Genomic DNA, 18,662 nt, shown 5'->3' with positions numbered 1-18,662 from the left:
GAACGGTCAGCGCTTCAGTGCGGTCCACGCGTCGAGCAGGCTGCGGTCGCCGGCCACGACGGCGTCGGTGTGCCGGTTAGTCAGCCACAACAGGACGGCCGACGCCGTGCCCCGAACGGTGGTGTCGACCTCCGTCGGGCCGATCAGATCCGTGCCCTGATCGTCGAGGTCGAGCCATCGGTCGGTCATCACGTCGGTGATGTGCAGACGCAGCGTTCCCGATGGCCGCTCGGCCGCCGGCTGAGCCAGCAGCCCGGGCAGGAACTCCGCCACGAACTCCTCGATTCCTGCCATCGCGACGGCACTGTCGAGCGGCCGCGGTGTCGGCCCATCGGCGATAGCGACGGCATACTCAGCGTCCCAGCGGTGGATGGCCATCTCTACCCCCAGCCGTCGCCACCACCACGACGCCCGGTGATCGCCGAGGCTGGAGAACGTCCACACCGTCCTGTCAGGGTCGCCGTTGCGCATCACCGTTAGGGTGCGCTCCAGGTTCTCGAGGAACCACGCCGCCAGCTCGGCGTCCTCCTCGGGAGGCGGCGGCAATGACCGGAAGCTGGTTCGCTCACCGGTTTCGACGATGCGGGCCATCCACGCGAGGATTCCCCCGGTGTGACGGACCAGGCCTGCGGCGTCCCAGTCGGGGCAATCCGGCACCGGCCGAGCCCATTCCGAGGCGGCCGCCGCGACCAGTGCTCGACCGTCGCGCGCAATGACGTCCAGCACCGCGTTAGTTGTCACCATGTCCCCACTCACATCGGCCGGACGTCAGCGCGTGCGTCGGCGCGTCTTGCACACTGTACCGTTGAGTACACCGAAACGAGTGGCACAGGCTCTGTGGCGATCGCCGCCCGTGGCCGCCGATGCAGCCAAGCGCGGTCGCGTAGCGAACATGGGGCCACGTTCTACCGCGTCGGCGATGATGCCGTCCCTCGCACATAACGTTCGAGGGCTTGGCGGACTGCTACGCGGCCACGGTGCAGCAAGACTCGTTGGTTCCCTGCGCTGATGTCGAGCAGCTCGCACACCTCGGATGCGTCGAAGCCAAGCATGTCGCGCAGGGTTACGACCGCGCGTTGGGCCTCGGGTAGCTTGTCGATTTCTCGCTGCGCCACCGTGCGCAGCTCACCGCGCAGGACAGATCCTTCAGGGCTGTCAGGAAACGACGACGGCGGCTCCCTCCATGCTCCCGCACGGGGATCGTCGGCGCTGTAAAAACGCGCCGGATCCTCCACGGTGCCAAGCACGGCCACCGCGTCGTGGTCGTAGTGTTCCCGGATCCCGCGCGACTTGGCGATGTTGATCAGGACCGCAAACAACCACGTCCGTATCGACGATCGGCCTTCGAACGTGCCGATCCCGCGCACCAGCGCCATCCACGTCTCCTGCACAACATCCTCGGCGCTCGACTGGCTTTTCACGTATCTGCGAGCCACGCGCAACATCGCCATGGTGTGTCGATCGACAAGCTGGGCGAAGGCTCTCTCATCCCCGAGCCGCAGGGCGGCGATCAGTGCCGATTCGTCGGCGGTCACGGTCACCACGTATCCGTCGTGTCGGCGAAGGCCACCAGAAGGCGGTCGCGGAACACTGGGTCGAGGTGTTCCTCGCGGATCTCCCCCACCAACGCCACGGTGAGACGAAGTTGTTCGAGGTAGGCGGTACAGCCATCGCACGTTCGCAGGTGGTCTTCGAACCGCTGGCGCTGGGCGTCGTCGAGGGCCCCCTCGAGGTAGTCGGTGACCAAACGGACCATTTCCTGGCATGTCAAGGGGCGCGATCGACGCCGCGAGGCCATCCATCTCCAGAGCGCTGCCGGACCCCAGCGCCGCGACCCCGAGGGTTCGATGGTGTTCTCCGGCACGCTTGTCCTTCCCGTTGATTGCGACGAACCAGCCGTGCACTCAACCTCTTCGGACGAACGATCGCTAGAGGTCGCGGTGAATCGTCGCTTGCGCCTTCAACACATGGTGTTGGCGATCGGCGAGACCGTTACACAGTGGCCGGTCAAACCTGAACACGCACCACTGCAACCAACGCGAGGCTGTCCCGCGATCCGCCGGCGGACCCGACGACGGACGCCGTAGGCGGTATCCCGTCAGCGGGTGCGGGTCTGGATTCCGGTGTACCCTTCGGTACAAAATCGGCTGCCAGGCCATCGAATTGATGCCCGCCGAAACCCACCGGACTGCGCGGCAGCGAGCGAAGGGACCGAAGGATATGGGATTGCGCATGGACGCCGCGTCGAGGGGGCATCGCACTGCTCGGAGTCGCTCGGCGATGAACGACGGTTCGGCAGATCTGGTGTCCCCGTCCCGGCGTCGCTGTCTCCGCCGTTGACTGAGACGGGCGAAGCCACACCGGTCGACGCGATCTATCGAGCCGGTGCCGCGGGGATGTCGTGCTGGTCGCGCAATCACCGCGGGCTGGTACGGGAATTACTGATGAACCGCTGGCTTGGCGCACCCGGCGTGGCCGCCCATGATCGGCTCGCCGACGAATTGGTGATGACCGAGTGCTCCGGCGGCACGACCCTCGATTTAGGTTGCGGCCCAGGACGATTCACCGCCGCTCTGCAACACCGAGGGTCAGCGGCACTAGGTGTCGACGCGTCGGCGGTGGCTGTGGCGTTGACGCGTCACCGCGGAGGCGCCGCGATGCGCCGTGATCTCTTCGGGTCGCTGCCAGCCCAGGGGTGCTGGGACCGGGTGCTGCTCGCCGATGGAAACATCGGCATCGGTGGGGACCCTGTCCGAACCTTGCGCCGGGCGGCCGAATTGTTGGCACCCGGTGGGCGGGTCATCGTCGAAGTCGACTCCTCGGGTACTGACACGGCGTCGGTATCGCGCGAGTTGCTGCGCTGGGAGACCCACTCGGCTCGAGGAGCCTGGTTTCGATGGGCGCGGCTGGGTGCCGATGCGCTTAGCGCGGTCGCCGACGCGGCCGGGCTGGAGCTGCACAAGATCGTCACCATTCCCCCGCACATCATCGCCGTTCTGGGCCCAGTGCGCAGTCCGGCCACCCCGTAGCCGAACCCGGGCGCAGCCGTCGACACCCCGGTGTCGCGTGGGGCCCAGCTGCTGGGGGCACCACGTGGTTGATACCCCGCGAGACAGCATCCCGGTGCAGGTCATCGAACCCAGTCCCCTGGCGCAGTCGCTGAGAGATCGCGAGCAAAACCGTCGGTGTCGCGTCTCACGTGAGGACCAATTCGACGCCCGTCATCGACTTTCGCCATCCGAACCTGTACTCATCAGTACATGGATGATGGCCACGATGAGAGGGAACGTGATGCACACCCTTAGGACACCTGATGACAGGTTCGCGGACCTGCCGAACTACGCTTTCGAACCGCATTATGTGCATGTCGAGGCCGGGGACGGTGACCGCCTGCGGGTCCACTACCTCGACGAGGGTCCAGCCGACGGTGAGACCGTGCTGTTGTTGCACGGCGAACCATCGTGGTCGTTCCTCTACCGCTGGATGATTCCCGTGCTCGTCGAAGCCGGCTTGCGTGCGGTCGCCCTCGACCTCGTCGGCTTCGGGCGCAGCGACAAGCCCGCCAGCCGAGCCGACTACACCTATCAAAGGCACGTGGACTGGACCTGGGCGGCAATCGAGGCGATCGGCTTGTCCGATATGACGTTGGTCTGCCAGGACTGGGGCGGCCTCATCGGACTACGCCTTGTGGGTGAACATCCGAACCGATTCGCTCGAGTCGTTGCGGCGAACACCTTCCTGCCGACCGGTGATCGGCATCCGGGTGAGGCCTTTCTCGCCTGGCAGCGATACAGCCAGGAGACCCCCGCCTTCAAGGTAGGACAAATCGTCAACGGCGGCTGCCTCAGCACGCTGTCTGCCGCCGTGGTGGCCGGCTATGACGCACCCTTTCCCGACGACTCGTTCAAACAGGGGGCACGGCAATTTCCGCTGCTGGTCCCCACCTCACCCGAGGACCCAGCCGCACCTGCCAACCGCGCGGCCTGGGAATCCCTTCGAGCATTCGACCGCCCGTTCTTATGCGCCTTCTCCGATTCCGATCCCATCACCGGAGGCGCCGAAAAAGTCTTGCATGCCGAAATCCCCGGCGCCGCAAGGTTTCAGCCCGTAACCATCACAAATGCCGGACACTTCCTCCAGGAGGACAAAGGCGAGGAACTCGCCAACGAGGTCGTCGCCTTCGTCACCGCCACCCCACGCAGGTAAGCCGCGCAGCGGTTGCACGAGAACATCGGCCACACACGGTCCGGCCATCGAGAATGGCGTATCGGCAGTAGCCGACACGAAGGCAGGCCGGGGCCGCAGCTCAATTGGCGCCGATGAGGTGAATGCTCGGCCCTCGTCGGCGTGGCGATAAGATGACGCGTGTCCAGTTCTGTGCCCGACAATGCCGGACGGCCACTGCCGGCTACCACCCGGGGACGCCGGATGCGGGCGCTCATCGTCGACGCCGCTGCCACGCTGATGTACCAAAGAGGGGTAGGCGCCACCAGCCTGGACGATGTCCTGGCCGCTGCCGGCTCCGGCAAGTCTCAGCTCTACCACTACTTCGTCGATAAGGCCGACCTAGTTCGTGCCGTCGTCGAACGGCAATCCCAGATCGTGCTCGCCCAGCAGCCCCTGATCAACAGCGCGGACTCGTGGACTGGACTGGAGGCGTGGGTCGAGGAGATCCTGCGCGCCCACTCCGCACCCGGCGGTCCGTTCTCGTGCCCATTGGGAACGATGGCGGCCGAGCTGAAGAACGACGACGCGTTTCGACCGAGCCTGGATGCTGCGTTCCGTCGGTGGGAGGCCCCCTTGGCGCGCGGGTTGCAATCCATGCAGGATCGGGGCGAACTAGTCGACACGGCCGATCCGGCCCGTCTGGCCACCGGCGTCATCGCCGCGCTGCAAGGCGGGATGCTGCTGGCCAGGGTCCACGGTGATATCGCGCCCCTGCGCGATACCCTGCGCGCAGCCGTGGCACACCTACGGAAATGGCAGCCAGAAGACTCTGGTCATCGATCGCTGTAGACGACGTTGGGGCGGATGTGCACCGCTGCTCGGCCATCATCCGATCGTGTTGGCGCCAGTCGTGTTGTCCGCCGGCTGCGGTGAAGATCGCTCGGGACCAAAGGCTCGCAGTCGTCGCCGTCCAGCCAGGGTTGGGGAGCCGCCTAAATCCGCTGCTCTCGAATATGTTTCGGTCATCACCATTCTTGTCGTTGTATGCTGCGTGGTCGACTTTGACGACGCAGAGCATCGCTATTCGGACCCGTCGGCGACATCCGGCAGACGATGACGCTGATGAAGACTCTCGTCGTCCCCGTGTTCGTCGTGCTCCTTTAGGTGCTAAACCGTTAGCGCCTGAACGGCGCGAGAACGGGCAGATCGTGGACGTCGGCTCATCACTCGAAGTGGACGATCGCTGCGACGATTGCACCCATGCCGCACGTTGGACGCGAGGTACTCGGTGGACGAATCGCGAGACGGTGACGGAGCGTTCAGCATTGGCTCGGTGACCGCCGTGATAGCGGCAGGGAAATTGCTCACCATGGCCGGCGCGGAGCCGTCACCGGATCAAGTCTTGCAATACCTAGTTCGGTTGGCCGCGAACTTGATTGGGGCAAGTTGTCGGATCAGAGTTCAAGCCCGTGGTCGTTGCTTTGGTGTTGGCTTCTGTCGATGTGTCGTTGCTGGGCTTCTTCAGTGTGGCGCGCGTGTTCTTGCCGTTCGGTTTTCCAGGCTTGGTATGTCTCTCGTCGGTGTTGAGTGGCGGCGGTGCGGATGGAGAGCAGAGAGCGGACGCGGTCTGGTAATCCTTCCTCGGAAGTGGATGTGGCGTAGTCATGGGCGGTGACTGCGGGTTCGTCGTTGGCGAGGATCAGACGCAGCAGGGCGGTCGCTTCGTGGCTGTTGCCCCGTTGAGCGACGTGGGTGTCCGAGGGTTGGCCGTGGCTGAATTCGCTTGCTTCGGTGCTGCGTTCGTAGATGTAGGCGTGGTTGGCGTGGCGTCCGCGGGTCATGGCGACGTAGAGCAGTCTGCGAGTGGTGGTCTCACTGAGGACGGCGACGCTGGTATCCGCGGTGACTCCTTGCGCGGAATGCGCGGTAACGGCGTAGCCAAGGTTGACGTGCTCGCGGAAGTAGTTCTGGTCGAAGAGGGCACGGGCTCCGTCGTCGAGCCGTTCGGCGCCCAGGAGATTGCGCTTGGCGTCGATCCCGGCGACTCGCCATCGGTTTCCGTTGCGCACCGACGGGAGCGATTCCGCATTCGGAGTTGAGTGGTGGAAGGAGATGGTGGGGTCGTTGCGGCGACTGATGATCACATCGCCGACCGCCACCTGCTGCCCTCTGGCCACCGTGACTGTGGGCGCCTCAGTGTGGATGCGCTCCCGGTGGATTCGCATGTTGAGGACGTCGACCATTTCGGTGGTGTCACACACCAGCAGTGCATCTCGCCCTAGCGCTGTGTGGGCGGTGTATGCCTTGAGCGCATCACTGGCCATGGTGATGGCATCACCGCTGTGCAGCCGATCGTGTTGGCGATACCAGTCCACCGCCGGGCGAACGTCGTTCGCGTCACCGTCGCGCAGCGCGAGCGATGCCTCGCGTTCTTGCGGGTCGGTCATGCGCCACACTTCGGATAAGTGCTGGGTCCAGGGCAGGTCGGTGCAGAGTTGGGCGAACATACCGCCGCGGGCTTTGACCGGGGCCAGTTGGTGGGCGTCGCCGACCAGAATGGTTTTGACCCGTGCGGCGGTGGTCGCGGTCAGCAGCTTGCGCAGGTCGTCGGTGCCGACCATCCCGGCTTCATCCACCACGACTAGGGTGTTGGGCCGCAGCCGCAGCTGGTCTTGGTCCAGCAGGTGTAGGGCCCGGGCGAGGGTGTGGCCCTCGTGGCCAGCGCCTTCCCGCATGGCGACGTCGACCGCCTGACCGGTCGGCGCCAGCACCAATACATGGGAGTAGCAGCGTTGGGCGGCCGCGCGTAGCGAGCGTAATGAGGTGGTCTTGCCGGCGCCGGCCGGGGCGGACAGCGCCTGCACCAGCCAGGGTGACTGGGCGATGTTGGTCACCGCGCGGCGTTGATCTTCCGACAGCGCGGCCGTGGCCGGGTCGCGGTCGTCGAGCGCCCACAGCACGGCGCGGTCATCGCGCGCGTCGACCAGATTGAGTATCGCGGCTTCTTCGGCCAGGATCCGCGCCAGCGTGAACCGCTCGTGTCCTTCGCGCTGGTGCGCGGCGCGTGGCGCGGTCAACCGCATCCCAAGCGCGTCGACCGCGGCCTCCACCGCGGCGCGCGGTGACTGCTCCCCGTCGACGGGGAGTTGCGCGGCGACGATCTCGACCAAATCCGCGCGCGTGAACACCGCCTTGTCGATTTTCTCCGCCGCCTCAGCCAGGCGCGAGTGATTTAACGCGGCAGGCGCGGCAGCGCGGCGCGCCGCCCGCGCCTCCTCAAGTGCGGCGCGGTCCAGCCCCAAACCCCGAGCATCGGCGCGCCACTGCTGCTGTAACTGGCTCCAGGCCAACTCCTCGGGTTTGGCCGGGCGCGTCGCTTTCTGCGCCGCCGCAAGCTGCGCCGCGCTGGGCGCGCCATCCACTGATACGAGGTTGTGGGCGGCCCAGTCCCGCAATTGCGAGGAGCGACGTGACCACGCCTGGATGTCGCCGCGACTGATTCCGGCGATCTCCGCCATGCCGGTCGCGGGATCAACCGGAGCCCACAAGATGCCCAGCGACTGGTGCAGTTCACGCCGCAGGGTGGCCTGATAGATCACCCCGGCGGCGCGGGCCTCGTGATACAGCGACGTCCCATCAAGCGACACCAATCGCCCGTCGGCGCGAGCCTGTCGGTTCGGCACGATCACATGGGTATGCAGATGCGGATCCCCGCACCGCGACGTCTCATGCTGATACGCCACCGCCACCAACCCCGGCAGGCGCACCAGATCCTTCTCCCCCGTCACCGGGTTATGGACGCGGGTGTAGCCGGCATGATCGGCCAGATACTCCATCGCCTCCCCCAGCGCGGCAGTGTGCGCTGCGGCGAACGCCTTCTGCGCCACATCACCACCCTTGAGCGCCCGCACCAACGACACACTCTTCGGGGCGGCGAACGTCAAATCGAAACCATGCACACTGCGAGCCCCTAACGCGCGCCCCCGCGCACCGTTCGGTGCGACTCCTTCGTTCAGCCAACGCGCCACCACCGCCGCGTCCGCTTCGCCGCCCGCGCGCTGAACATCACTCAAGCCCACCAACCGTGCAGCCGTGTGCGCGTCGCCCGCGCACGCCCACACCGGAGTTCGGGTCTCATGCTCGGAGTAATACTCGCCTAGTCCACCATTCGCGCGCCGCAAATCAGCGCTCGCACGCGAAGCTGTTGCGGCGGTGTCGATGTAGTAGTTGATCGACCACCGCTTGAGCTTCGAGATTGTTAACACCAGCGCGCCCACTAACAAACGAGAGCTTCGACGCTTGCTGCGCCACAACCATTCTCGCACCGTTGTGCAAATGTGCCAACAGAAATTTGGGGCGGACCTGATGGAGATAGGGGCTTGTTATGTTGAGAGACAGATGATTTGGATAGAGACGTGTATGGATTATGTGGGATGAATGTGGCGGTTGAGACGACATGGGATGAGAATTGTTATGTGGTAGATGGTTTGAAGTTGGTCGCGCTCGACGCGAAGCAGCGGCGGCGCATCATTTTCGTTTGTGAACTGCTCGTCCGAAACCACGGATTCTTCACCGGGACAACCGCATAGCCGGACACCGGCGGCCTGCTAGTAGCCAAGAAGTAGTGCATGAAGCGTCAGACCGCGGAATTACACTGGTGGAAACCGACTACACGCGAGGAGACCGCATGATTCCCATACACACTCGAGGCGACAATGACCGACTCACTGTGGCCTGACGGCACCGCTCCTGGCACCCGCCGGCTGCTTACCGTGCTTGAGGCAGCCGATGCGCTGAGAATCTCGCGCTCGTCCGTCTATCGCCTCTTCGATGCGGGCCAACTTGCCTGGGTCCAGATCGGCTCTTCCCGGCGGGTGGCGTGGAAAGAGATCGAACGATTCATCTCCGCGCACACCGAAGAAGCGGCATCGTGAGATTCGAGACTACTGCACGCTAGGAGACTGCCATGGCCGAGCGACGGCAGTTGCCACCGCAAATCAAGCGCGTGGAGCTTACGCAGCGTGACGGCGGCCGAGCCGTCGTGCGATACCAGTTGACCGTTGACGTCGGGTTGGTCGACGGGAAGCGCAAACAGCTGCGCAAGCGCTTCCCCACCGAGAAAGAGGCGCGAGCGGCCCTGGACGCAGTGCGCGGTGAGGTCTCCCGAGGGACCTACGTTCATCCCACCAAGGTCACGCTGGGTGAGGCGTGCGAGGATTGGCTGGCCGCCAAGCATGGGCTCAAGCCGTCGACGCTTCACGGGCATCGCGTCAACCTTGCAGCAGCTATCGCTGAACTGGGCGATATCGAAGTACAGAAGCTAACTAAGCGAGACATCGACGATCTCGTCACTACGCTGCGCGCGGGCGGCCTGCCCTCGCCTACTGGAAAGGTCCGCAAGCCTTGGTCGCCGCGATCGATCAATTACATGCTGGGACTGCTCACCGCCGTGTTGAAGGACCAGATGCGCCAGGGCCAAGTCGTGCGCAACGTGGCAGAACTCGTTGACCGCATTCCCGCCGACCCCAAGCCGCCGGAAACTTTCACGTCGGCCGAACTGCAACAAGTACTCGACCACATCGACGGTGACAGGTATGCGATCGCGTGGCAGCTGGCACTTACCGGACTCCGCCGCGGTGAGGTGGCCGGCTTGCGTTGGGGTGACGTCGATTTGGATGCTCGGACTTTGCAGATCGCGACGACGCGATTGCGCTTCGGCAAGAACCTCATCGAGGACACGCCGAAGTCGCGCGCTGGGCGACGCACCTTACCCATCCCTGACCATTTGGCAGCGACCCTGCGGTCGGCTCGCGCGATCCAGGCGACGGACCGCCTCGCCCTCGGCGAGGAGTACCAACCGAGCGGCTTCGTAGTCGTCAACGAACTCGGCGAGGCGCTGAGTCCGCATGCGCTCACGTCGCGATGGGCCCGAATGCTGAAGGCCGCCGGCGTCAGGCATATCCGCTTCCACGATGCGCGCCATACCTGCGGGACGTTGATGCACCTCCAGGACGTCCCCATAGCGCTGATCTCTGCGTGGCTGGGTCACGCTTCAAAGGCGTTCACGATGGCAACGTACGTGCATTCGCAACCTGAGGCACTGAGCGCGGCGGCACAGAGCTTCGCGAAGGTCGTCGGAGATAAAAATAGTTGATCCGGCGCCCTACGTGTGACTGCCTATCAATCCAAGGCTCGGTTCGACGGCGTTGAACCCCACTATCATCGATCGATGACATCGGATCCCGTTCCGGCTTGGTTGCGTCTGTGACACGACTGCCGCGGGTTCCCATCTGCAAGCATTCGGACGTGCGGCGATGAGCACTTCCACAGACGAAGAGCGCAGGGCAGAGGTCAACCTCATTGTCGAATCATTGGGTGGGCCGGCCCTTTACGGCACGTCAGCTGGCGGGTACGAGAACAGCTTTCTCATCCTCGAAGCAACTCGTTGCTACCATTTTGGGGCTGATCTTGCTTGCATACTCTGCGCCCATGCCTGCTGCGAGCGAGAGCTTGCTGGCATCCTGAGATGGCAGGAACCCGCGACGCTCAAATCCGATCGCTGGGGCTTGGGCCGACTCATACGCACGGGAAGGGAGCGGGGCTGGTTCGACGCTGACCTCGCCGTGCGGCTAGAACGGGTCAACGAGAACCGACGCACGCTGTATCACCTACAGGACCTTGAGACACCCACCGGCCTTTGGAGGCGTGCGATCAGTAGGGCCGACAACCCCGTAACCAAAGACAATGTCGCCCAAGCAATTCCCGGCACGATTCGGCAAGAGGCGCTGGAAGCGCTTGCGTGCGCTTTCACCGTCAGGACCATCGAGGTGGAGCGCAGGTGGCGCTAGACCGGGTTCCAGTCGGGGCTATCGAATGCAAAAGAATTGCAGTGCCCGTCCAACCGTAGAAGTAGCCGCAGATGCGGATGGGTCTCGGCAGGGTTTGCACGCACAACCGTGAGCTCGTATGTGCCGCTGTCCATTACTGAGTGGACGTAGTCGAGCAGAGGATCGGGCACGAATGCCAGATGAATGCCGTCATCGACGATCCGGAGAGCCTCAGGGTTGTACGGGTTCTCACGATCAACCTCAAGCCAAAGGCGATGACCACCCTGGAGTTTGGTTATTCGATCGCTCGCTTCGGGGCCGCGATGTCTGACACCGTGGCCCAGGAAGTGCGCGGAAGTCTCGCCCGTAGCGCTATCGAAGCGCGGCAGGGATATCAGCTCGATCGGGTCACCTTCGCGATGTCCACCAGACGCGGTCAAGATCTCCCAGGCATCAGCATCGGCGTCGAGATCTAGGGCTTCCAGGTACTGAGGTCGATCAGGACGCTTGGCGCTCATCACTCTGTCGGCGAAGGACGGGAACAACCGCTCCGAGCGGTAGATCCGCCTGATGTCCCGAAAACCGACAATGGGGACGAAACCAGGATCAACCACCGCACGTGCTAAGTAAGTGAACTGATATGTCGGCGGTTTATCTGCTCCTGTGAACTTGTCGAGGTAGCCGATAGCCCGATAGACGCCATCATCTGCAGCGCGACGCGTGACGATCAGTCTCGACCGATGAAGATCCGAGCCGGCATCTGTCGACTCCATCAAGAGGTCAACGGATTGCATCACTGATTCGCTTTCGATTGGTGGCTAGCGCTGTCCTTAAGAACGTACGGGTCGAGTCCGACAGATTTGGTGCCGCTGCAACGATATCGTTGCATATATCCAGGTCAACATCGATTATTTGAGCGGCCCAATGCTGTCGCGCCATGTTCCCGCATACTGACAACGCCTGCATGGCCACATCTACTAGATCGAGCGCCTCGCCGGCATTAAACCGCTTGGTACGACCGTGCTCACACCAGTGATCAACTGTCCCCTGTTCGACCCGTTGGGCACGGACCCTATCCTCATCGCCGCTGGCTAGCGCAGATCCGTGATCAAAGCTTGGACCGAGGCATATGTCGCCAGTCCTGAGGTCCTGCAATACCCCCCAATTGTGCGCGTGCCGATCGGTGTTAGCGATCCAAGCATCGAGGACGAGGTAGCCGGCGAAAACGTCGAATGCGGGCCAATCGACATAGCTTGTGCCAACAGGGCCTCGCAGCCCTTCCAAGGCCTCACGAATAGCTGTGATCGTATGGCCGCGGCAGGATTTGGCATCGAACTCGTCGTCGCGCTCGGCAAGCAACGCCGCGCCCGGTGTCCATGCCCAACCGCGGGGCCGCATGTCTCGGCTCATCGAGCCGTAGACCCGCTCGTCGGTCCGTAGCTGGATAACCGTCGCCAGCTCTGTCTCCGCCGCGGGCAACTCGATCAGCTTGGCCATCTCGTATGAAATTTTCTCCGCCCAGTCCTCACCTCGTATGAGGACGTCGGGCTCATGGCCGAGACGCTGACGCTCCTTGGACAGCTTGAGAGTCTTGATTCGGCGCGGTTTGAACAGCCAGTGCCCGGCATGTCGCGAAGACTCAGGCGCTATAAACCATCGCTTCGCCTCGTCACCCCCCGGTTCGCTCTCACCGCGAGTCCAGCCGGCGAGGTCGACGACTTCGTAGCTGTCCACCACGGTGCGAACTCTAAGTGGGTGTTCCGTCAGCCAGGGGCAAGTGGTCCCCGGCGCGTTCGTTCGACGCCGTGCGCGGGGGCGGAGAGCGGCCGCGAAGCCTGCACCGCTTCGCGCACGAGTTCTGAATCCTCCCGGCATCTCATCAGCCATGGCGAGCTCGCGGCTTCTGTTGGATTGCACGCAAAAAACCCGGGTCCTTTTCAAGACCCGGGTTCCTGCCGAAGCACCAAAGAGCCAAACAATTGAAAGACGTCAGCGCCCTCCAGTGAGGATTGCGTCTGCAGCAACATGCTCTACGCAATCGACTGCCATCCAGATCATTTTTCCTTGCGGAGGCGCTAAGTACACCTCTGCAAGACCTACCCCTGCTCCAATCACGCAGTTACGGAGGGCATTACGAGCCCACTCCGGGGTGTCGTGCGGAGTGTCGTCCACCCACCTGCGAGCTCCCTCAATCGCGCATCCGTCGCCGTGTGGACCCCTGCCGCTCGCAGCCGGCAGGATGCACGTCTGTTCGACGTGCCCGAGCGAGCCGGCGTGCGCAACCGCCGTTCCGTCGATCGCCGATATGGGCAGAAACAACGTGATCGCTAGCAGTGGGGCGCACAACAGGACCTTTGTACGGGTCATCACTCGTGAAACAGTCACCAACTTTCTCCTAACAGAAGGGGCATACGCCCGCGAACCGGACAGAGTCGATCATACAGACAAGCCTCATTAATCACCATGTTTCGATACTAGGGACTCTAAATTTATTGCTTTGCCATAGCGCTAGCTGTCTAATCGACATATTCCTATACGGGTGCGCCCAATCCTGGGTAGAATGCGGTGCGATACCTCGAAATAGGCCGAAGAACTGAGCCTATGAACTGCGCCAACCGGAGGCCGTTTCGCTGTGCAAGACCCGTTGATGCAGGCAGACGCCGTGCAGTACCAGTTAGAACGGAAGAGCCGGGCAGCCGCGAAGATCCTCCGGAACCGCAAGCTCCACGACGATGCGATGAAGGACAAACGCCGCCAGAACACCTACCTCAAGCTCTGGCGTGCCTACCTCCGTCTAGTTCGCGACGCGTCCGCACCAGAAAATCCCATCACCGTTGCTGACCTCTGCCGGAAGGCAGAGGTCAGCGAAGCCGCATTCCATAAGAATCTCGCTGCACGGACTGCAGACGGTGTCATCGTCAATGAGTCAACGGCCGAGGCCGAGGAGGCCGTATTAGCGCCGGGCGATGTTCTAAGCGGCACTTTCATCCTAATGCTCGCAATCATCGATCGAATCGAGCGAGCTGTCCTTCAAGGACTACGACGCGAGATCCTGCGTGCAGGAGAGGAAGAGGGGCGGACGTTCGATCGCGCCGAGAGGGCGACTATCGCCGTTGCTCGCTTGGTCCAACACGTCGGCCGTTACCCGCGTTTGTTCCAGGTTGATGGGGTGCTTCCACGGGAGATCATCCTGTCCCTCAGTGACGCCCTGGGCGAAGCCATCATCTTGAATGAATCAGCCACTCTTCAAGATAAGGCTGACGCGGTCGCGATGGCCAAGTACCACACGACAGCACTAGTCGGGATCCTGCGTTCACATCTCGGCGCCCAGCACGACCGCGAAACATTCGAGAAACGCCTTGTCTACGTCATGGTTTCGCAGGTCGTCCCTCCTCTGCTCCCCGCGAGGGGACAACCCCTAGATCACTTCTTGGATCTGGCGATGGAATCGCTCGGTCGTGCAAAACGTCCCTAGCCAATCCATACGGCTGCCTTGAACACATCGCGGGTCTCACCGACACGAGCCGGACCAATGTGACACCGGGCAGCAGCGAGTCAACGGTGAGTTTCCAGCAAGTTGTGACAATCCGTGACAACTGCCAACGGCGGAACGGATTTTGCCCCCTCAGCTGAGGGGGCCTGACCAGCGTGGCAGGTACAGGATTCGAACCTGTGTAGGCTTCCGCCGACGGATTTACAGTCCGCTCCCATTGGCCGCTCGGGCAACCTGCCTGGGTGCGCCGCACCGGAGATCCGGTTTGGTGCGAGTAGCAGGGTACAACGAGGATGTACCCCAAACACAAACCGGCCGATCACACCGAGGAGGGGTCCAATGGCGGATTCATCGTTCGACATCGTGAGCAAGGTCGACCGCCAGGAGGTCGACAACGCGCTGAACCAGGCGGCCAAGGAGTTGAGCACCCGGTTCGACTTCCGCGGCACCGACACCACCATCGCGTGGAAGGGCGACGAGGTCATCGAGCTCGTCAGCTCCACCGAGGAGCGGGTCAAGGCCGCCGTCGACGTCTTCAAGGAGAAACTGATCCGCCGCGACATCTCCATGAAGGCCTTCGACGCCGGCGAACCGCAGGCCAGCGGCAAGACCTACAAGGTCAGCGGCACCCTCAAGCAGGGCATCGACTCCGAGCACGCCAAGAAGATCAACAAACTCATCCGCGACGAGGGCCCCAAGGGCGTGAAGTCGCAGGTACAGGGTGACGAGATCCGGGTCAGCTCCAAGAAGCGCGACGACCTGCAGGCCGTCATCGCACTGCTGAAGGGCGCCGACCTCGACGTGGCCCTGCAGTTCGTCAACTACCGGTAGACCAAAGCCCCTCGCCCAACCAACCGGTCAGTGCCTAATGTGGTGAGCGTCACCACCCATGCGAAGCGAGGACCGCGATGACCGCAACTCCGGAGACCGAGCCCGTACCCGCCGAGGCCGACGGCGGGTCCTATGACGTCGTGATCATCGGCGCCGGGTTCTCCGGGATCGGCGCGGCCTACCGCATCGCCGAGCGCAACCCTGGCACCCGCTACGTCGTGCTCGAACGGCGCGACCGCATCGGCGGCACCTGGGACCTGTTCCGCTACCCCGGCGTGCGCTCGGACTCCAGCATCTTCTCACTGTCCTGGCCGTGGGAGCCCTGGCTCCGTAAGGAGGGCGTGGCCGACGGCGACCACATCCGCGAATACATGGAAGACACCGCCCGCAAGCGCGGCATCCTCCCCCACATCCATTTCGGGACCCACGTGCAATCGGCCGACTGGGATTCGGCCACCGACACCTGGACCGTGCACGCCGAAGAAAACGGCAAGCCCACGACCTATCGCGGTCGCTTCGTGTTCTTCGGCTCGGGCTACTACAACTACGACGAGGGCTACACCCCCGACTTCCCGGGCCTGGAGAACTTCACCGGCACAGTCGTGCATCCGCAGTTCTGGCCGGAGGATCTCGACTACACCGGCAAGAACGTGATCGTCGTCGGCAGCGGGGCCACCGCCATCTCGCTGATCCCCGCGCTGGCCCAGAAGGCGGCCAAGGTGACGATGCTCCAGCGGTCGCCGACGTATCTGCTGGCCGGTTCGCGGGTCAACCCGATCATCGAAGCCGTCCGGAAAGTCTTCCCCCGCAGGATCTCTCACGCGTTCGGCCGCTATTTCGCGGTCGCCTTCGAAAGCGTCGTATGGTTCCTGGCCCGCACCGTCCCCGGCGTCGCCCGCAAGATCATCCGCGCCCAGAACGTCAGCCGACTACCCGCAGGCTATCCGGTCGACGTGCACTTCAAGCCGCGTTACAACGTGTGGGACCAGCGGCTGTGCCTGGTGGCCGACGGCGACTTGTTCGAGGCGATCTCCGACGGCCGCGCCGAGGTCGTCACCGACCACATCGACCGCTTCGACGACACCGGCGTCATGCTGAAATCCGGTAAGCACCTGGCGGCAGACATCATCGTCACCGCCACCGGCCTGCAACTGCAGGCTCTCGGTGGTGTGCGAATCACACTGGACGGCAATGAGATCAAGCCTCAGGAGCGGTTCTCCTACAAGGCGCACATGCTCGAGGACGTGCCGAACCTGATCTGGTGCATCGGCTACACCAACGCGTCGTGGACGCTGCGCGCCGACATGACCGCACGGGCGGCGGCCAAGCTGATCGAGTACATGAACGCCCACGGCTACACCCACGCCGCCCCGCATCTGGGCGGTGAGCCGATCGCCGAGAAGCCGGCGTGGGACATCCAGGCCGGGTACGTGCTGCGCAATCTGCACGCCCTGCCCAAGTCGGGCCTCAAGCGGCCGTGGGTGGTGCGGCAGAACTATCTCGCCGACGCCTTCGACCACCACTTCATCGACAAAATCGACGAGGACATGACCTTCGGACGGGTGGCGAGCCCCGCGCGCATCGCGGGTTAGCGACCGATTGCCCGAACTCCCCATGAACAACCGGGTATTCGCAATACGCTGAACCCCATGACTTCTGAACGCCGCGAACCCAAGGTCGTCGTACTCGGTGGCGGATCCTGGGGCACCACCGTCGCATCCATCTGCGCCCGCCGCGGGCCGACGCTGCAGTGGGTTCGTTCAGAGGAGACCGCCAAGGACATCAACGAGAACCACCGCAACTCCCGCTATCTGGGCGACGAGGTCGAGCTCTCGGAAACCTTGCGCGCCACCACCGATTTCAGCGAGGCCGCCAACTGCGCCGACGTCGTCGTCATGGGAGTGCCGTCGCACGGCTTCCGTGGCGTGCTGGCCGAGCTGAGCAGGGAACTGCGCCCCTGGGTGCCCGTCGTGAGTCTGGTCAAGGGCCTCGAGCAGGGCACGAACATGCGCATGAGCCAGATCATCGACGAGGTTCTGCCCGGTCACCCGGCCGGCATCCTCGCCGGTCCGAACATCGCGCGCGAGGTCGCCGACGGCTATGCCGCCGCCGCCGTGCTGGCCATGCCCGACCAGCACCTGGCCGCCAATCTCGCGAAGATGTTCCGCACCAAGCGGTTCCGCGTCTACACCACCGACGACGTCGTCGGAGTCGAGATCGCGGGCGCACTGAAGAACGTCTACGCCATCGCGGTCGGCATGGGCTACTCGCTGGGCATCGGCGAGAACACCCGGGCGCTCGTGATGGCTCGTGCGGTGCGCGAGATGTCGCGGCTCGGCGAGGCCATCGGCGGGCATCGCGACACCTTCGCCGGCCTGGCCGGCATGGGCGACCTCATCGTCACCTGCACCTCGCAGCGCAGCCGCAACCGCCACGTCGGCGAACAACTCGGCGCGGGCAAGACGATCGAGGAGATCATCACCTCGATGAACCAGGTCGCCGAGGGCGTCAAAGCCGCCAGCGTCATCATGGAGTTCGCCGAGAAGTACGGCCTGAACATGCCGATCGCCCGCGAGGTCGATGCCGTGGTCAACCACGGCGCCAACGTCGAACAGGCCTACCGGGGCCTCATGGCCGAGAAGCCCGGCCACGAGGTCCTCGACTCACACTTCTAGCCCGGGAACGACGGGAACAGCGGGTTGGAGTTCTTCGGCCGGTCCAGCATCGGGCTGGGTCCCGAGGTGAACGTCGCCGACGGGCCGACGACGAATCCGACTTGGTCGTGGTTGTTCACGCACGCCACCACTCCGCCGACGTCGACACCGCAGCTGATGTCGCGGAAGCTCAGCCGCGTGTTCGGCGGCAGGGGCTTGACGTCTCCGGCAGCCGCATAAAGCGATGCGCCGCTGCTGGAGAATCCGGGCTCACCGGATGGACCGGCGCTGACCAGGTTGGCGCCACCGGGCGCGCCGGGCAGCGCGCCGCTGCAGCCGTAGCTGGCGTTCTGCTTGTCCAGAACGCAGACCACGCCCGGCGGGCCGGCGAAGGCGTACCAGTTGCCGCCCATCGCCGTGTAATCCACCGGGCTGACCGGCTTGTAGGCGTTGACATTCGGAAGGACCGGGGCAGGAGCCGGGTCGGGATCGGCCGAGGCCACTCCCGGTACGCCGATCGCCGCCGCCCCCGCGACGCTCACCAGGCCGATCAGGATTCTGCTCAGCATCACCACACCCTACGTAAGCGCCACTCCTGGCGCAGTCTGCGCATTCACCTGGTCTTCGACCACGCGGTCGTGATTCGTTACCGCCAAGGCCCCTTCGTTTCCGTCAATTACGGCCTAGAAT

The 18,662-nt window shown here is 63.9% G+C and carries 16 protein-coding genes and 1 tRNA gene; 9 read left to right on the top strand and 8 right to left on the bottom strand.

Annotation, left to right across the window (positions count from 1 at the left end):
- Positions 1-6: 6 nt before the first annotated feature.
- The 3 genes from AB431_RS04440 to AB431_RS31120 all read right to left on the bottom strand — a co-directional run bounded on the left by AB431_RS04440 (position 7) and on the right by AB431_RS31120 (position 1,756).
- Positions 7-744, bottom strand: coding sequence for a maleylpyruvate isomerase family mycothiol-dependent enzyme (locus AB431_RS04440; protein ID WP_047328918.1), 738 nt, complete (start codon positions 742-744; stop codon positions 7-9).
- Positions 745-905: 161 nt separating this feature from the next.
- Positions 906-1,541, bottom strand: coding sequence for an RNA polymerase sigma factor (locus AB431_RS04435; protein WP_047333078.1), 636 nt, complete (start codon positions 1,539-1,541; stop codon positions 906-908).
- Positions 1,538-1,756, bottom strand: a complete 219-nt coding sequence (locus tag AB431_RS31120) for an anti-sigma factor (protein ID WP_235435823.1) — start codon at positions 1,754-1,756, stop codon at positions 1,538-1,540. The genes AB431_RS04435 and AB431_RS31120 overlap by 4 nt, the downstream gene beginning before the upstream one ends.
- A 580-nt stretch (positions 1,757-2,336) precedes the next feature.
- Here AB431_RS31120 and AB431_RS04425 point away from each other — a divergent pair.
- The 3 genes from AB431_RS04425 (at position 2,337) to AB431_RS04415 (ending at position 5,016) form a co-directional block, all read left to right on the top strand.
- The gene (locus AB431_RS04425) at positions 2,337-3,029 is read left to right on the top strand and encodes a bifunctional 2-polyprenyl-6-hydroxyphenol methylase/3-demethylubiquinol 3-O-methyltransferase UbiG (protein WP_235435821.1); all 693 of its coding nucleotides are present in this window, start codon (positions 2,337-2,339) and stop codon (positions 3,027-3,029) included.
- A gap of 262 nt (positions 3,030-3,291) precedes the next feature.
- Positions 3,292-4,206, top strand: a complete 915-nt coding sequence (locus tag AB431_RS04420; protein WP_047333076.1) for a haloalkane dehalogenase — start codon at positions 3,292-3,294, stop codon at positions 4,204-4,206.
- 171 nt (positions 4,207-4,377) lie between these two features.
- On the top strand, positions 4,378-5,016 hold the full coding sequence (locus tag AB431_RS04415) for a TetR/AcrR family transcriptional regulator (RefSeq protein ID WP_369803049.1): 639 nt from the start codon (positions 4,378-4,380) through the stop codon (positions 5,014-5,016).
- A gap of 605 nt (positions 5,017-5,621) precedes the next feature.
- Here AB431_RS04415 and mobF read toward each other — a convergent pair.
- The gene (gene mobF, locus AB431_RS04410; protein WP_047333075.1) at positions 5,622-8,432 is read right to left on the bottom strand and encodes a MobF family relaxase; all 2,811 of its coding nucleotides are present in this window, start codon (positions 8,430-8,432) and stop codon (positions 5,622-5,624) included.
- 450 nt (positions 8,433-8,882) lie between these two features.
- Between mobF and AB431_RS04405 the strand changes: the two genes are divergently transcribed.
- Positions 8,883-9,101, top strand: a complete 219-nt coding sequence (locus AB431_RS04405) for a helix-turn-helix domain-containing protein (RefSeq protein WP_047328915.1) — start codon at positions 8,883-8,885, stop codon at positions 9,099-9,101.
- Positions 9,102-9,133: 32 nt separating this feature from the next.
- Positions 9,134-10,321: a tyrosine-type recombinase/integrase gene (locus AB431_RS04400; RefSeq protein WP_047328914.1), complete on the top strand. Its 1,188-nt coding sequence runs from the start codon at positions 9,134-9,136 to the stop codon at positions 10,319-10,321.
- A 690-nt stretch (positions 10,322-11,011) separates the two neighbouring features.
- On the opposite strand, the gene AB431_RS29820 is transcribed toward AB431_RS04400, so the two are convergent.
- Together AB431_RS29820 and AB431_RS04385 are read right to left on the bottom strand one after the other, a co-directional pair.
- The gene (locus AB431_RS29820) at positions 11,012-11,788 is read right to left on the bottom strand and encodes a hypothetical protein (protein ID WP_082135546.1); all 777 of its coding nucleotides are present in this window, start codon (positions 11,786-11,788) and stop codon (positions 11,012-11,014) included.
- Entirely contained in the window at positions 11,775-12,731 is a 957-nt protein-coding gene (locus AB431_RS04385; protein WP_047328911.1) for a hypothetical protein, read from the bottom strand. Before AB431_RS04385 ends, AB431_RS29820 begins: the two co-directional genes overlap by 14 nt.
- Before the next feature lie 910 nt (positions 12,732-13,641).
- Between AB431_RS04385 and AB431_RS04380 the strand changes: the two genes are divergently transcribed.
- The gene (locus AB431_RS04380) at positions 13,642-14,469 is read left to right on the top strand and encodes a hypothetical protein (protein ID WP_144418191.1); all 828 of its coding nucleotides are present in this window, start codon (positions 13,642-13,644) and stop codon (positions 14,467-14,469) included.
- A gap of 174 nt (positions 14,470-14,643) precedes the next feature.
- Here the strand turns inward: AB431_RS04380 and AB431_RS04375 are convergent.
- A tRNA-Tyr gene (locus AB431_RS04375) sits at positions 14,644-14,726 on the bottom strand.
- A 100-nt stretch (positions 14,727-14,826) separates the two neighbouring features.
- On the opposite strand from AB431_RS04375, the gene AB431_RS04370 reads away from it, so the two are divergent.
- The 3 genes from AB431_RS04370 to AB431_RS04360 all read left to right on the top strand — a co-directional run bounded on the left by AB431_RS04370 (position 14,827) and on the right by AB431_RS04360 (position 17,993).
- Complete coding sequence (locus tag AB431_RS04370) at positions 14,827-15,318, top strand: YajQ family cyclic di-GMP-binding protein (RefSeq protein ID WP_047328909.1); 492 nt, start codon at positions 14,827-14,829, stop codon at positions 15,316-15,318.
- 77 nt (positions 15,319-15,395) lie between these two features.
- On the top strand, positions 15,396-16,910 hold the full coding sequence (locus AB431_RS04365) for an NAD(P)/FAD-dependent oxidoreductase (protein ID WP_047328908.1): 1,515 nt from the start codon (positions 15,396-15,398) through the stop codon (positions 16,908-16,910).
- Positions 16,911-16,967: 57 nt separating this feature from the next.
- Positions 16,968-17,993, top strand: coding sequence for an NAD(P)H-dependent glycerol-3-phosphate dehydrogenase (locus AB431_RS04360; protein WP_047328907.1), 1,026 nt, complete (start codon positions 16,968-16,970; stop codon positions 17,991-17,993).
- On the opposite strand, the gene AB431_RS04355 is transcribed toward AB431_RS04360, so the two are convergent.
- On the bottom strand, positions 17,990-18,541 hold the full coding sequence (locus AB431_RS04355) for a hypothetical protein (protein WP_047333074.1): 552 nt from the start codon (positions 18,539-18,541) through the stop codon (positions 17,990-17,992). The genes AB431_RS04360 and AB431_RS04355 overlap by 4 nt on opposite strands.
- Between the last annotated feature and the right edge of the window lie 121 nt (positions 18,542-18,662).

The organism is Mycobacterium sp. EPa45 (assembly GCF_001021385.1).
GTDB lineage: Bacteria > Actinomycetota > Actinomycetes > Mycobacteriales > Mycobacteriaceae > Mycobacterium.
This window is presented reverse-complemented; position numbering and strand designations above follow the sequence as displayed.

Coding starts and splice junctions, on each gene's coding strand:
- AB431_RS04420 (WP_047333076.1), top strand. CDS start 3,292: ATGCACACCCTTAGGACACCTGATGACAGGTTCGCGGACCTGCCGAAC.
- AB431_RS04370 (WP_047328909.1), top strand. CDS start 14,827: ATGGCGGATTCATCGTTCGACATCGTGAGCAAGGTCGACCGCCAGGAG.
- AB431_RS04365 (WP_047328908.1), top strand. CDS start 15,396: ATGACCGCAACTCCGGAGACCGAGCCCGTACCCGCCGAGGCCGACGGC.
- AB431_RS04355 (WP_047333074.1), bottom strand. CDS start 18,541: ATGCTGAGCAGAATCCTGATCGGCCTGGTGAGCGTCGCGGGGGCGGCG.
- AB431_RS31120 (WP_235435823.1), bottom strand. CDS start 1,756: ATGGTCCGTTTGGTCACCGACTACCTCGAGGGGGCCCTCGACGACGCC.
- AB431_RS04380 (WP_144418191.1), top strand. CDS start 13,642: ATGCAGGCAGACGCCGTGCAGTACCAGTTAGAACGGAAGAGCCGGGCA.
- AB431_RS04405 (WP_047328915.1), top strand. CDS start 8,883: ATGACCGACTCACTGTGGCCTGACGGCACCGCTCCTGGCACCCGCCGG.
- AB431_RS04360 (WP_047328907.1), top strand. CDS start 16,968: ATGACTTCTGAACGCCGCGAACCCAAGGTCGTCGTACTCGGTGGCGGA.
- AB431_RS04440 (WP_047328918.1), bottom strand. CDS start 744: ATGGTGACAACTAACGCGGTGCTGGACGTCATTGCGCGCGACGGTCGA.
- AB431_RS29820 (WP_082135546.1), bottom strand. CDS start 11,788: ATGCAATCCGTTGACCTCTTGATGGAGTCGACAGATGCCGGCTCGGAT.
- AB431_RS04400 (WP_047328914.1), top strand. CDS start 9,134: ATGGCCGAGCGACGGCAGTTGCCACCGCAAATCAAGCGCGTGGAGCTT.